The organism is Frankia sp. CcI49 (assembly GCF_001983215.1).
GTDB lineage: Bacteria > Actinomycetota > Actinomycetes > Frankiales > Frankiaceae > Parafrankia > Parafrankia irregularis.
The window spans coordinates 252,192-265,714 of sequence record NZ_MOWP01000027.1; the positions used below are offsets into that span (position 1 = coordinate 252,192).

The following is a 13,523-nucleotide window of genomic DNA, read 5'->3' on the forward strand; positions in this document are numbered from 1 at the left end:
GCCGCTCACCCGCTCCCGCTCTGGCGCTGGCTCCCACTCGGGCTCTGGCTCAGGCCCTGGCTCGGGCTCTGGCTTCGGTGCCAGTCTCCGGATCTGCCGCCGGTCTTGGACACGACCCGCACCCCGGTGAGCTCGGCCTCGGGATCGACCGCCTTGACCATGTCGTGCAGCGTCAGCCCGGCGACCGCGACGGCGGTCAGCGCCTCCATCTCCACCCCGGTCCGGTCGGTGGTGCGCACCGTCGCCGTGATGTCGACCGCGTCGTCGAGCACCGCCAGCTCGACCTTCACTCCCGAGATCGCGATCGGGTGGCAGAGCGGGACCAGGTCCGGGGTGCGCTTGGCACCCATGATCCCGGCGATGCGCGCGACGGCCAGCGCGTCGCCCTTCGGCATCCCCTCGCCACGCAGCAGCTCGATCACGGCCGGCGAGGTCAGCAGCCGCCCGACAGCGGTGGCCGTCCGCGTCGTGACGTCCTTGGCGGAGACGTCGACCATCCGCGCCGCACCCTGGTCGTCCACATGGGTGAGCCGCACCGGGTCACTCACCGGCGGTCCCACCCGTCGGCGCCGAACCCGCCGAACCCGCGGAACCCGCCGAGGCAGCCGACGCGGTTGACGCCGTTGACGCGGGGACCTGGGGCCCGGCGCACTCGGGCTCGGCCAGCAGCAGCGCGGGCAGCACCATACCGGGGGACACCTCGACGACCTCCTCGGGAACGACGAGCAGCGCGTGCGCCGAGGCGAGCCCGGACATCTGATGGGCGCCCTGGCCGCCCGCGGACGTCGCGACGAGCTCTCCGCCGGCATCGCGCTCAAGACGGACCCGGGGAAACGTACGCTTCCCAGGCTGCGACCGCACAACCTCACCCACCTTTACGGCGAGGGTGTTCCAGATCGCCGCCGCGTCCTGGCCCCCGGCGGYCGGCTCGGAGAACGGCGCCGATCCCGGGGACGTCACCGATGTCGGCAGGCCACGCATCCTCCGCAGCGCCGGCCGGACGAACAGCTCGAACGACACCAGGGCGCTGACCGGGTTTCCGGGCAGGGTGAAGACCGGCACTCCGCCCACCACCCCGAATCCCTGCGGCTTGCCCGGCTGCATGGCGATGCGCTCGAACCGGATCTCGCCCGACTTGCTCAGAACCTCCTTGACCACGTCACGCGCGCCGACGCTGATTCCGCCGGTGGTGATGACGACGTCGGCGTCCTTGAGCACCTGCTCGAACGCGTCGGCGAACGCGTCGGGATCGTCCGAAACCCCGGCGAACCTGCGGACGACCGCTCCCGCCTCATGGGCCGCCGCGGCGATGGCGTGGCTGTTCGAGTCGACGATCTGCCCCGGCCCGAGCGGGGTGCCGACCTCGACGAGCTCACTGCCGGTCGACAGCACCGCGACCCGCGGCCTCGGATGGACGGCGGGCCGGGCGATGTTCACCGCGGCCAGCAGCCCGATCTGGGCGGAGCCCAGCACGGTTCCCGCGGCCAGCACGAGATTCCCGGGCGCGATGTCCTCACCGGCGCGCCGGATGTGCAGCCCGCGCCGGGGTGCCTGGTGGATCCGCACGCTCTCGGTGCCGCCGTCGGTCCATTCGAGCTGGACGATGGTGTCGGCGCCTTCCGGCAGCGGAGCGCCGGTCATGATTCTTGCGACGGTGCCGGGTACGAGCGGCTCCGGGCGCACCGGTCCGGCCATGATCTCGCTGGAGACTGCCAGCGTGACCGGGTTGGCCTCACTGGCGGCGGCCACCTCCGCGGCTCGCGCCGCATATCCGTCCATCGCCGAGTTGTCGAAGCCGGGGACAGCCACCGTTGCTCGGACGTCTGCCGCCAGCACACACCCGTGTGCCTCGCGCAGCGCGGTCCGACGCGGGGACATTGGCCCGATTGCTGACAGAATGTCCGATGCGTGCTGATCTACCGTTTTCACGTACACCGTCCGTTCTTGACACTTCTGTTCTGGCCGTTCGTCCTTCGCGTCAGCAGTGAGCGGTACCACGGCAACACGGCCGTCGGAGCGGTTCCGGTTCCGGTTCCGTCAGACGTTCACCAGGGGTGCATTTCCACCCCGGCGGGGACTCTGGATCGACTGTGCTTCCAGCGCCCCGCACATTTGCGCACGAAGATGTCCCGACAGTCTGCTCGCCAACACCAATGCGGCGGAGCAAGGGTCCGGACAAGTGGCCGGGTATCGCATAATCGGAAGTGCCTGGTCACGGCTCGTCAGCACACGATGCGACCCATTCGCCGCCGGTGCGGGCACCCTCGGCGGCGACCGGACCGGCGCTGTTCGACGGCCGCCGGGCGCGGCCACGACGCTCCCGGCGAGGGTTCATCGCAGCGATCCGTCCGACCGTCACCAGCCGGCCGCCGGCTGTCACCGGCGGCCGTTCTGCCGGCGGCCATTCCGCCGGCAGCGCCCTGCCGCCGCCGGCAGCTCCCTGCCGCCGCCGACGGTCCCCGGCCGCCGCCGGCGCCCGTCGGCCGGCCACGCCGATCCGGCGCGGGCCGCACCGTCAGGCGTCGGCCTTGGGCCCACCGGAGGCGACGTACTCCTCCAGCCACGGGTAGAAGTCGGGGCCGAGGTCCTGACGCTCGCTCGCCAGCCGGACGATGGCCTTCAGGTAGTCCAGCCGGTCACCCGTGTCGTAGCGGCGGCCGGTGAACACGACACCGTGCACGGGGAGCTGGGCTCCCGGGTCGTCACCGGCCCGGGTCGCCAGCGTCCGCAGCGCGTCGGTGAGCTGGATCTCGTTGCCCCTGCCAGGCGGCGTCGACCGCAGGATGTCGAACGTCTCCGGCGGCAGCACATAGCGCCCGATGACCGCCAGGTTGCTGGGCGCCTCCTCGACCGGCGGCTTCTCGACCAGATCCGTGATCCGGACCGCCCGGTAGCGGCCCGTGGGCTCGCTCGCCGCATCCGCTGACACGGCCAGCGGCGCGACGGTGGCCACGCCGTACATCGACACGGACTCCTCGGGCACCTCCATCAGCGCCACCACCGCACCGCCGTACCGCGCCTGCACGGCGAGCATCTCGGCCAGCAGCGGGTCACGTTCGTCGATGAGGTCGTCACCGAGCAGCACGGCGAAGGGSTCGTCGCCGACGTGGGCGGCGGCGCAGAGCACGGCATGCCCGAGGCCACGCGGCGAGGCCTGGCGGACGGAGTGGACCTCGGCCAGCGCCGCGGACGCGCGGACACGCTCGAGCCGGGCTTTGTCACCCTTGCGCTCAAGGGCGAGCTCCAGCTCCGCCTCACGGTCGAAGTGATCCTCGATGGCCTTCTTGGAGCGGCTGGTCACCAGCAGCACGTCTCGAAGGCCAGCCCGTGAGGCTTCTTCGACAACATATTCGATCGCCGGTCTGTCAACGACAGGAAGCATCTCTTTGGGAACCGACTTCGTCGCGGGCAGGAACCGGGTTCCCAGTCCCGCGGCAGGAATGACCGCCTTCGTCACCAGCATGGGCGAAACCTTAGTCTGGCAGGGCGTCCCGGAGCACCACGGCACCGATACACAGGACATTCACAACGAGCCGTGGGCCCGGTCCAGCACGATACCGGGCCCGGCCACGGTGGTGGCGGGTGTCCGACAGCCCGGCCACCATCGAAGGCCCGGCCACCCGACACCCACCGTCCGGCACTGCGATCAACCATCCGCAGTCAGTTCGTCACGCTCGCCGGACGCGTACCGGAAGCCGCCCGCCGCCCCGGCGGGTCAGCGTCGGGCAGGTCTCCACGTGCGGGTCGATCACGGTACCGTGAGGCTTCGCCAGTGGGATGTCAGGCCGGTGTCGTCTTTGTGACCGTCACCGACAGCATGAAGGCGCACGACGCGGGAAGTCCGAGCAGTCGGGAGGCGGGGCCCGACATATCGAGGGCGGCCACGCTCGAGCGCGCTGAGGGTGGGGATGGCTGTGACCGGAGGAACCGTCACCGGCAGTGACGTGGTAGGCCGGGCTGGCTCTGGCCAGGCCTCGGCACCCTCCCCCGGCCCGTCACCGACGGATCCCGGCACGGCCACGGGAACAGACTCCGGCGGCGCAGCGTCCAGTGGCACGGTGCCCGGTGGCGCCACATCCGGTGGCACGGCGTCCGGCGGCGCAGTGCCCGGTGGCGCAGTGCCTGGTGGTACTTCGGCGACGGCACCCCCGGCGCCGTCGCCCGTGCTTTCCCCGTCGGCCGAGTGGCCCGGCCCCAAGAGCGAGATCCGCCGGCGCCTGCTGGCGCTGCGGCGCGCGGGCGTCACGCCGGACTCGGCGGTCCTCACCGAACGGGTGCTGGCGCTGCCCGAGGTCGCCCGGGCCAGGTGCGTGGCCGCCTACGTCGGGATGGCGGACGAGCCCGACACCGCCGAGCTGCTCGCCCGGCTGCGGGCGCGTGGGGTCCGGATCCTGTTGCCCGTCGTACGCCCCGATCTCGATCTGGACTTCCGCGAGTACGGGACCACGCTCGTGCCCGGGGCCATGGGCACCCGCGAGCCACCGCCGAGCGCCCCCCTGGTCGAGCTCGCCCGCGCGGATGCGGTCATCGTGCCCGCCCTCGCGGTCGACCAGGCGGGCAACCGGCTGGGGCGTGGCGGTGGCTCCTATGACCGGGCGCTGGCCCGCACCGCCCCCTCCACCCCGGTGATAGCGTTGGTGCACGATCGGGAGATTCTGACCGACGTCCCTGCGGAGGAGCACGACAGGCGGGTGACAGTGATCGTCACACCGTCAAGAACGCTTCGCCCAGCATCGTCATGAAGCCCACGTCGTCATTCGGGAAGCCATCGGCCGCCTTCAGGCGTTAGAGTTGGCAGTCCCTACCGCCGAGTGCCAACTTCGGGAGGAGTCCGTGCCGACCTACCAGTACCGCTGCACCGCCTGCGGGCATGATCTTGAAGCCGTGCAGAGCTTCAGTGACGCGGCGCTGACCGAGTGTCCTGCTTGCACGGGCCAACTTCGGAAGGTGTTCAGCTCCGTCGGTCTCGTCTTCAAGGGCAGCGGTTTCTACAAGACCGACAGCCGTTCGGGCTCCTCCTCCGGGGTTCCGGCGCGCACGAAGGAGTCGTCCGCCACTTCGTCGGACGGCGACTCGTCCGGCAAGAGCTCCGCTGCGGCCGAAAGCGGCACGGCGGCGTCCGCCGGGTCCTCGAGCAGCAGCACCAGCTCGTCGACGAGCGCTGCGTCTGCCGCATCCAGCACGGCTGCTGCCTGACCCGTCAGGAAAGAACAGCATTCAACGAACAGCCCCCGGCGGCCCTTCCGCCGGGGGCTGTTCGTTTGCCAGCGCCGCTCGTTTGCCAGCGCTGCTCCGTAGTCGGCGCTGCACTGCAGTCAGCACTGCTCTGTAGGCGGCGCTGCTCCGCAGTCAGCACTGGCACCACAGTGGGAATGCCTCGTGCCCGGCTTCTTGCCGCCGACCACTTCCGGTGTTCGCTACTTGTGGTAGCCGTTTAGGTAGACGAGGGTAACGCCAAGGCCCGCCTTGGCGGGTGTCGCGGTCTGCCTGCCGGCGGTCAGCACGGCCCGAGGGCCGCCATCCGAAGCGTTGAGGATCGTGGACGTCCCAACGACCACGATCCTCAGGTCCCGCTCGGTGGCAGCGGCAGCCCGAAGCGCGGGATGTGGCGGCACGCCTTCCGAGGCCCGAGATCCGCAAACTCCTCGTCACGGCTGGCCCCAACCAGGCCAGGACCCCCGGATTCCGGCACCCGGCCGACGCCCTGCCCGTGGCAGCACGGCACCGAAGCGGAGCACACCCGCTACCTCGACCGGTCACCCCGCCCAGCCGGAACCCGACCACGAGGGCCGACCAGCGGCCATCCGACATCACGCGTCATGACCGGGTGCGGAAAGGCACCACTGAGACGTCCCACCAGCACCACCAGCAGGCACAGCCGGGGCAAGCGGCCATGGCAGGCCTGGGGCGAACCGGCCGATTCTGACAGCAGCTCCTCGATCGATGTGCGGGCTGTCCGCTATCGGACCAAGCGCAGCCGCTATTCCACGGCACGGGCACAGACGCGAAGACAATCGACTGAACGAATCGACCTGTCTCGGTGATTCAGTCGACAATTTCGACCACGGCGTCGGCCCAGGAAGCGCGCGCGGGAACAGGGGTAGCAGGCCACACGGAGGTTCAACAAGAACCACGACTCGCACCACAGGCACGCCACGAACCGTCATGTGGCCCGGATACACCAGACCTCGAATACCGTCAACCTACGGGATCAGACCGCGAACCCCTCCCCGCAAGGACGGATTCACGTGCATCCGCAGATGCGTAGATGTGGGCCATATCGCGCACATTGCCCGATTCACGATTCCCGCACCCCCGGGCCCGCCCAGGATGCCCGTACCCACAAGGCATCCTGGACAKCTCGGGCACCCAGGCAGTCACGGAGCCCGAGGCGCCCGCGGGGCGGGCATGCCTACTGTTTACGCCGCCGATAGTGCTCCACGATCCAGGCGTCGACCTCGCGCTTACGCCAAACCCTGGTCCCTTTGGCTCCGCTACCCGCAGGCGCGTTGATGACCTGCAGAGGCTCCGGAAACTTGGCGTCCTTGCGAGTCCAGTAGTCCACAGCCTGTCGCGTGATCTTGAGTTGGAACGCGATGTCCCCGATGCCAACCAACTGCTCACCGTCGTCCACGACAACATCGTAACCACTTTGCTCTTGCTCAAGAACCTCGCTAGGGTCGTTTTTGCTTATCGACAAATAAAGGCTGTGGAGGAAACATGCCAGCGACCCCCGGTGGACAGGACGCGATCAGTGAGCTGATTGACCGCGACGAGGCCTACGACTCGGACCCGTCCGGAGACCCTCCACTCCTGGTGGCGAGGTATCGAGCCGCATTGCGGGCGGCGCTGCGCGCCCGGCAGCCGGCGCCGGACGGCCAGGCACAGGCCTGGACGCAGCGGGAACGCGACGCCTACCTGGCCGGCGGGGAGGCCGCCCGCCAGGCGGTCGTCAGTGCGATGGCCACGGCGATCCTGGGCACCGAGCCGGAACCGCCCGGGACCGAACGCGCCGCGCCCGAACCACCCGACCGGCCCACCGGCGCAGGCCAGGTCGACTGATCACGAGACACCGACCATCGGCGTTCGTGTCGTCACGCACTCCCGGCCACGGATGGCCGGTAGATTGGCCGCGCCGGCACCGGACGCGCCCAGCCAGGCGCGGCCCGTGGCCCGGCTCGATGGACGGACCGACGGACGGCCCCTTGCCGGCTGCCACCGCGCAGGGGCCGCACGCCGATCAAAGGAGATCACCATGGGGCACACGCCGCTGCCCGGCGACGAGATCCCGAGCGACGAGCGCGAGATCGGCTGGGGCGACGAAGGCCTGTTCGACGACGAGGTCGACACCGACCTCGCGCGGCTCATGGAAGACCTGCCACCACACCACGTCGATCGCTGACCGCCACCAACCTCACCGCGCCAGCGCACCCCGCCGGCTCGTCCACCCGTCCACTCACCCGCTCGCACCGCGGTCCCGACCGGCTTCGCCGGCGGACCTCCCGCCCGGCGTGACATTCCTCGCGCCGTGGCGGGCCGGCGCGCGCCTCGCGGATCCGGCCGAGTTCCCACAGTTCCCACAGCGCCCACAGTGCCCAGCGCCCTCGGCAGCCCGCCGACGGGTGACCGCACCCACCAGCTCGGGCGCGGCCGACGCCAGCCGACACGGGGACTTCACGCCCGGGTCGGACGACGTTCACGCCAGCGACTGTGACGTGCGATACACCCGGCCCGGACGGAACACAAGGTGACCTTTGGCATTGGATTCCGTCACCCAAAGGCGCAATACTGATCGAGCCTCGCATCTGCGGTAACCCTCATGCGCCTACCGCCACATCGTTCCCCTCGGAGACGACGTGATGCTCACCATCGGCGAAGAAGCCGACACACTCATCGCAGGCCCCGAAACGGCCTCCCCGCCATCGAAAGCGGCGTCCACGCCGACGTTGCTACCGCTCGGAGCTCCGTCCAGCCCGCCAGTCATGACGAGCCTGCTCGCGACCGTCCGCCCCAGTCCCAGTCCCAGTCCCAGCCCCAACACCGGCACCGGCACCGGCACCGGCACCGGCATGGGGATCGAGATCGGAGCGGCGGCCGGACTGGCCGTGAGCCCGCCGGCGGCCGTGGCCGGGCATCGTCCCGACCGCCCGCTCCGGGCCCGGGTCGAGCAGCGCGCCGAGGGCGCCGTGATCCATCTGAGCGGTCTCCTCGCCGCTGGGGCGATCGGCTCGGCGAGGGCGGCGGTGGACGACGCGGCCACCCCGGGGCCGCGGGAAATAGTCGTCGATCTCGCCGGCGTCCACGGTGCGGACCCGCTCGGCGCGGTCCTGCTGGGAGCGATGAGCCGCCATGCGGCCCGCCGTGGCTGCCGGTTACGCCTACGTGCCGTCGGGCCGCCGGTACTRCAGGTGCTGGCAGAACGGGGCGTGCGGGTCGAGTTTGTGGACCCGACCAGCTGACCTCGACGGCCGCCCCTGTTCGCCCGTACCGTAGGGGGGTATTTCGCGGCGACGGCGCGGGGGCAGGTGATGCGGGTGAAGGCCGAGACCGACCAGATGACCCAGGTCCAGCCCCAGGGCGACCAGCAGGAGCACACCGAGTCACAGCACGGGTACACCTCCGGCAAGGACGAGTACACCGCGCGGCTGCGGCGGATCGAGGGCCAGGTGCGGGGCCTTCAGCGAATGATCGCCGAGGACAAGTACTGCATCGACATCCTCACCCAGGTCTCCGCGGCGACCCGGGCCCTGCAGTCCGTCGCGCTCGGCCTGCTGTCGGATCACCTCGCCCACTGCGTGGCTCAGGCCGTCGCGGATGGTGGGCCGGCGGCCGACGAGAAGCTCCGCGAGGCGACCGCCGCGATCGCTCGTCTCGTCCGCTCCTGACCCGCGGAAAGTGGCGAACAGCGACGACACCGGGCGCGCAGCCGTACCCGGCCCCGCAACCGAGCTCGGCCCCGGCCGGTCCGCGACCTTCGAGCGTGTGTGGCTCGACGCCCACTCGTGGGTGGATGTGGCCCGCGGCTGGATGCCGGCTGCGGACGCGCTCTACGAGGCCGTCCGCGACGGCACCCCATGGCGTCAGGGGACGATGTGGCGGTACGAACGCCACGTAACCGAACCGCGGCTGAGCGCCTTCATCCGCAGCGGAGCCCCCGTTCCGTTCCCACCGTTGCTGGCCGCCTACCGGGCGCTGCGCCAGCGGTACGGGGTCGACTTCGACGGGTTCGGCCTGTCCTGGTACCGCGACGGGAACGACGCTGTGGCCTTCCACCGCGACCGCGAGATGCGCTGGCTCGACGACACGATCATCGCGATCCTCACCCTCGGCGCCCGACGTCCCTTCATGGTGAAGTCGCGCCACCTCCCCGCCGGCCGCCGGATCCTCAACGATCCCCAGGACCGCGCCGGCCGCGACTTCTCCCCCGCGGGCGGTGACCTGCTCGTGCTCGGTGGGCGGGCGCAGGCCGACTGGCTGCACGCGGTGCCCCGGGTCACCGGCGCGGTGCCCGGGCGCATCTCCGTCCAGTGGCGTTGGACGTCCCGCTCGGGCCGCCCGGAGATCGGCCCCGGCTACGGAGCCGCGCGCACCTTCTCCTCCCGTTCCTCCCGCTGAGGAGCGCCTCCCGCTGACGAGCCCGCCCACGCTCCTGCCGGCGGCGCGGGCGGGCTCGTCAGGTCAGGATTCCTGGCAGGGCGGAGCGTAGTGGCGGTCGCCGACGTGGTTGCGCCAGTCCGCACGGCTGATCGTGGTCGCGGTCCGGGCGCAGATGTTCTCGGCCGCCGCGGCCGGATCAAGCTCCCAGACCCGCGCGGCGTTCCCGTCGGCCACGACGAGCGTCCGCGCCGGCCCGTCGGCGAGCGCAAGCCCGACCGGCGCGTCGAAACCGTCGGAACCATCGGTGGTGCCGCCTTCGGACCTACCGGGCAGCGACAGGCTCAGCCGGGGTGACGGGTGGCGCGGGCTCGTCAGGTCCCAGACGGAGACGTCACCACCGACGCGCGCCGGCCCCACCACGAGCGCGCGGCCGTCCGCGGAGAAGGCGACCTCGCCGGCCCCGCCGGCCGGCGAGAAGGAGGTCAGCCGATGGAGGCCCCGCGGATCGCGGGGGTGGTAGATCTCGACAATCGAGCGTGACCTCGGCGCGGACGTCGGGTCGGTGGCGTCGGCTGTCCCGTCGGCGGGCAGTCCGGTGGTGGTGACCGCCAGCGTGCGGCCGTCGGGCGAGTACGAGGCGCCGGCGACGACGCCGGCGCCGCGCAGATCGCCCGCCAGCCGAGGCTGGCGCGGGTCCTTCAGAGACCACATCGAAAGACGCCCGACGCCGCCGGCCAGCAGCTGGTCGCCTCCCGGCGCGAAGGCCAGCGCGGTGACCGGCCCGGCGATGCGAACCTGGGCGAGCCGGGCGGGCTTGCGGGGGTCGGCGACGTCCCACAGCCGCACCGTGCCGTCGGACGATCCCGTGGCCACCAGCCGGCCATCGGTGCTCACCACGATCTCGTCGACGGTGCCGCTGTGCCCGGCCAGGACCCCGAGCCGCTCGACCGCCCCGTCCGCCGTCACACGCCACAGCCCGACCGTGCTCGGGCCGCCGCTGAGCCCGGCCCCGGCCGCCGTGATCACAACTGTGCCGGCGGAGGCGGGCCGCCCCGGCTGGGACAGGTAGGCGACGGCGCTGACCGCCGGCCCGTCGACCGGAAGCGCGGTGATCTGGGTGCCGGCCGTCGGATCCGACAGGTCCCAGAAGGCGGCTCCGGTCGCGCTGGCGGTGAGCATGCTCCGCCCGTCCGGTGCGACGGCGAGGCCGACGACGTCGCTGGGAAGGTTGCCGACCCGCCGGACGGACGCGTCGACCAGTGCGGCGGCCGCGGTCGTGGTCGGAGAGATCCCGTAGGCCGCCAGGGCGAGCTGCCCGGCGAGATCCGGCTGGCGCTCGAACAGATCCCGCGCCTGGCGCGCGATCTTCTTGGACGCATTCGCCGCCGTGTGCGCCCGGACCAGACCGACGATCTCGATCGCCAGGGTGACCGCCGTCAGGCTGGCGATCAGGCTGAGGAACACCCGGAACCGTCGGTCGCCCCTGCTGTAATGGGTTCGGCTCCCGACCCGAGCGGGCGACTCCACCGGAGCCGGTGCCTCGACCGGAGCCGGTGCCTCGACCGCTTCCGGGGACTCGACCGGCTTGGCCCGGTCCGCGGGCTGGGTCGACGGTGCGTCGCCGCCTGCCTGCGGCACACCGGCCGCCGGCGCTTCGTCCACCGGCTCGCGCCCACCGGCCTCCCCCGTGCCGCCGACCGGCCCCGGCTCACCAACCAGCTGGGGCTCACTCGCCGGCTCGGACCCGCYCGCAGCCGTCGGCTCACCCACCGGCCGGGGCTCACTCGCCGGCTCGGACCCGCTCACCGGGGCTTCGGCCGCCGGAATCACCTCGGGCACCGGAATCACCTCGGCCGCCGGCACCACCTCGGGCACCGGCACCGTCTCGGGCACCGGCACGAGCGCAGGCGTCGGAACGTCCAGGCCAACGGAGCCGGGCTCGCCGCCGGGTCGAGCTATGAGCCGGGTGGTGGCCTGTGCCGGATCGGCTGAGGCTCCGCCGCCACCGCCCGCCCCGGCGCCGCCGCCCGCCCCGGCGTCGTCCACAGTGACGGGAGCGGGACGATCGGTGCCCGTGAGCCCGGTGCCGGGACGTCCGTCCAGCAGTTCCAGCAGTTCGGCTGCTGTCGGGCGGCGGGACGGATCCTTACGCATCGCGGCACTGACAAAATCACAGAGAGTAAGATCCAGGCCGCGCAGATCGGGCTCGGCGTAGACCGCCCGCTGCAACAGAACCTGTGGTGTTCCGTTACCGAACGGAAGCCGGCCGGTGGCCGCGAAGAGGACCACACCGCCCCAGGCGAAGATGTCCGACGCCGTTGTGAGGGGCCGCCGCAGAACATGTTCCGGGGTAATGAATGCCGGTGTGCCGAGGCCGGGTCCCGAGCCCGCCCGACCTGCGAGCGCGGCGGAGTTGAGGACGCGCACGAGGCCGAAGTCGAGCAGCCGGATTCCACTCGGAGAAAGCAACACATTAGCTGGTTTCAGGTCTCCGGAGACCAGACCGGCACCATGGAGCCCGGTCAGTGCGGACACAAGTGCCATCGCCATGGCCCGAACGTCGTCCGGAGGCAGCGGACCGGTGTGCGCGACCCGCTGGGCCAGCGTCGGAGCATCCACGAACTCCGTCACGACGTACGGCGGATGCGCCGTGGTGCCGGCGTCGACGATCTCCGCGAGTGACGGTGGCGCGAGCGCCCGAACAGTCTCAAGATCCGCCTGCAGCAGCCGGCGGAATTCGTGGTCGCGGGCGAACGCCGCACTGATCATCTTGATGACGACATGCCGGCCGGATGGATCTAGCGCGAGATAGACCGGCCCGGTTCCAGCCTCAGCCAGCTGCCTTTCCACGGTATACGGGCCGATTGAAACCGGCCGATTGCCGCGTGGTGCTTCGAGGTGTCGCCGGGCAACGACCACAGGTCGGCACCTCCGAAATATTCGTGAAACCCCGTAACGAGAACGCCGCAGTCACATCGGACGTGCTCGCATGTTATCTATACGGAGGCCGCCCGAACGGGCCGGTTACGCTTCGCGGTCGCCGAGGGCCGCGGCGACCGCGAGGAGCAACCCGGGATGCCGGTAGACCGCCCCGATCGTCAGCGGCCCCCCGCGGAGCGCCTGTAGCACCTCGTCGTGGCGCGGGACCTGTGCCCATCGGGCCCGCACCAGCCCGGCCAGGGCGAGCAACCCGCCCAGATGACGTTCCAGCGCGTCGCCAGCCGGCCCGAGCAGGCCCCCGAGCCAGGCCCGGTACTGGGCCGCGCTCATGATTTCCCACACCACCCGGTCTGTCACCCCCGCAGACCCTTTCGGACCACCCTGGGGACCACGCTCCCCATCCGGCCGGTGGTGCACCGCGACAATGTGCGGCAGGCGCACCAGGCTGCCGCTGGCAGCGGCRCTCACAGCGGTACCCGCGGCGGCGCCTGCGAGCTCGGGGCGATGATCCGCGACGACGACCCGGCTGGCCAGGCCACGCGCCGTGCGCGCGTCGTGCAGTCGGCCGGCGAAGCAGACCGCGAGCGCGGTGCTGACGACCGGTGCGAACCGCGCGTGCACCGCGACCGCGGTGAGGTCCGCCGTCTCCACCAGTGCGACGGCCGTGCGAGCCGCCTGGCCGGGATCAGCGGCGACGAACTCCACCCGGGTGACCTGGTGGCCCGCGGACGGGTCGCCGGCCGGTACCGGGCACACCGGGGAGCCCGGCGTACGGCGAACCCGGTCGATCGTGATCAGGCCGTCGACATAGGGCAGGCGCAGCCTGGGCAGGTCCGCGGCAGCAACGGCGTGCGGGTCACCGCCCGCCATCGCCCGCCCCCTCGTGCCCGCTCCAGGTACGGCCGACCTTACAAGCGCTGAGGTGGGCCGGAACCCGAATTCACGAGAAGATCGATCCGAAGGCAACTACCAGCCCCAGCAGGCCG

At 71.5% G+C, this 13,523-nt stretch carries 13 protein-coding genes; 7 read left to right on the forward strand and 6 right to left on the reverse strand.

Features of this window, described 5'->3' with window-relative positions:
• Nucleotides 1-5: 5 nt before the first annotated feature.
• The 3 genes from moaC to CcI49_RS24695 form a co-directional block, all read right to left on the reverse strand.
• Nucleotides 6-548: a cyclic pyranopterin monophosphate synthase MoaC gene (moaC, locus tag CcI49_RS24680; protein WP_076829839.1), complete on the reverse strand. Its 543-nt coding sequence runs from the start codon at nucleotides 546-548 to the stop codon at nucleotides 6-8.
• Nucleotides 541-1,929, reverse strand: a complete 1,389-nt coding sequence (gene glp, locus CcI49_RS24685; protein ID WP_277872752.1) for a gephyrin-like molybdotransferase Glp — start codon at nucleotides 1,927-1,929, stop codon at nucleotides 541-543. The genes moaC and glp overlap by 8 nt, the downstream gene beginning before the upstream one ends.
• A 586-nt stretch (nucleotides 1,930-2,515) precedes the next feature.
• Entirely contained in the window at nucleotides 2,516-3,463 is a 948-nt protein-coding gene (locus tag CcI49_RS24695) for a UTP--glucose-1-phosphate uridylyltransferase (protein WP_076829707.1), read from the reverse strand.
• A 655-nt stretch (nucleotides 3,464-4,118) separates the two neighbouring features.
• On the opposite strand from CcI49_RS24695, the gene CcI49_RS24700 reads away from it, so the two are divergent.
• Nucleotides 4,119-4,742 (forward strand): 5-formyltetrahydrofolate cyclo-ligase, encoded by a 624-nt coding sequence (locus CcI49_RS24700; protein WP_054571414.1) that lies wholly within the window; start codon nucleotides 4,119-4,121, stop codon nucleotides 4,740-4,742.
• A gap of 91 nt (nucleotides 4,743-4,833) precedes the next feature.
• Nucleotides 4,834-5,196 carry an FmdB family zinc ribbon protein gene (locus CcI49_RS44520; protein ID WP_076829710.1) on the forward strand — a complete coding sequence of 121 codons (363 nt, stop codon included), beginning with the start codon at nucleotides 4,834-4,836 and terminating at the stop codon, nucleotides 5,194-5,196.
• Between the two features lie 1,216 nt (nucleotides 5,197-6,412).
• On the opposite strand, the gene CcI49_RS24710 is transcribed toward CcI49_RS44520, so the two are convergent.
• Nucleotides 6,413-6,634 carry a hypothetical protein gene (locus CcI49_RS24710; RefSeq protein WP_006545578.1) on the reverse strand — a complete coding sequence of 74 codons (222 nt, stop codon included), beginning with the start codon at nucleotides 6,632-6,634 and terminating at the stop codon, nucleotides 6,413-6,415.
• Nucleotides 6,635-6,720: 86 nt separating this feature from the next.
• On the opposite strand from CcI49_RS24710, the gene CcI49_RS24715 reads away from it, so the two are divergent.
• The 5 genes from CcI49_RS24715 to CcI49_RS24730 all read left to right on the forward strand — a co-directional run bounded on the left by CcI49_RS24715 (nucleotide 6,721) and on the right by CcI49_RS24730 (nucleotide 9,615).
• A complete protein-coding gene (locus CcI49_RS24715) occupies nucleotides 6,721-7,062 on the forward strand; it encodes a hypothetical protein (protein WP_054571417.1) in 342 nt (113 codons plus the stop codon).
• Nucleotides 7,063-7,255: 193 nt separating this feature from the next.
• Nucleotides 7,256-7,402 carry a hypothetical protein gene (locus CcI49_RS42665; protein WP_198955620.1) on the forward strand — a complete coding sequence of 49 codons (147 nt, stop codon included), beginning with the start codon at nucleotides 7,256-7,258 and terminating at the stop codon, nucleotides 7,400-7,402.
• A gap of 580 nt (nucleotides 7,403-7,982) precedes the next feature.
• Entirely contained in the window at nucleotides 7,983-8,459 is a 477-nt protein-coding gene (locus CcI49_RS24720; RefSeq protein WP_116437491.1) for an STAS domain-containing protein, read from the forward strand.
• Nucleotides 8,460-8,528: 69 nt separating this feature from the next.
• The gene (locus CcI49_RS24725; RefSeq protein ID WP_235498487.1) at nucleotides 8,529-8,885 is read left to right on the forward strand and encodes a metal-sensitive transcriptional regulator; all 357 of its coding nucleotides are present in this window, start codon (nucleotides 8,529-8,531) and stop codon (nucleotides 8,883-8,885) included.
• Nucleotides 8,886-8,895: 10 nt separating this feature from the next.
• Nucleotides 8,896-9,615, forward strand: a complete 720-nt coding sequence (locus tag CcI49_RS24730; RefSeq protein WP_076829715.1) for an alpha-ketoglutarate-dependent dioxygenase AlkB — start codon at nucleotides 8,896-8,898, stop codon at nucleotides 9,613-9,615.
• Between the two features lie 63 nt (nucleotides 9,616-9,678).
• On the opposite strand, the gene CcI49_RS24735 is transcribed toward CcI49_RS24730, so the two are convergent.
• Together CcI49_RS24735 and CcI49_RS24740 are read right to left on the reverse strand one after the other, a co-directional pair.
• Nucleotides 9,679-12,516 (reverse strand): serine/threonine-protein kinase, encoded by a 2,838-nt coding sequence (locus CcI49_RS24735; RefSeq protein ID WP_076829718.1) that lies wholly within the window; start codon nucleotides 12,514-12,516, stop codon nucleotides 9,679-9,681.
• 105 nt (nucleotides 12,517-12,621) lie between these two features.
• The gene (locus tag CcI49_RS24740) at nucleotides 12,622-13,407 is read right to left on the reverse strand and encodes a hypothetical protein (RefSeq protein WP_076829721.1); all 786 of its coding nucleotides are present in this window, start codon (nucleotides 13,405-13,407) and stop codon (nucleotides 12,622-12,624) included.
• Nucleotides 13,408-13,523: the final 116 nt, after the last annotated feature.

Bases quoted from the DNA above. Each gene is read 5' to 3' on its own strand.
- CcI49_RS24715 (WP_054571417.1), top strand. From the start codon at position 6,721: ATGCCAGCGACCCCCGGTGGACAGGACGCGATCAGTGAGCTGATTGAC.
- CcI49_RS24725 (WP_235498487.1), top strand. From the start codon at position 8,529: ATGCGGGTGAAGGCCGAGACCGACCAGATGACCCAGGTCCAGCCCCAG.
- CcI49_RS42665 (WP_198955620.1), top strand. From the start codon at position 7,256: ATGGGGCACACGCCGCTGCCCGGCGACGAGATCCCGAGCGACGAGCGC.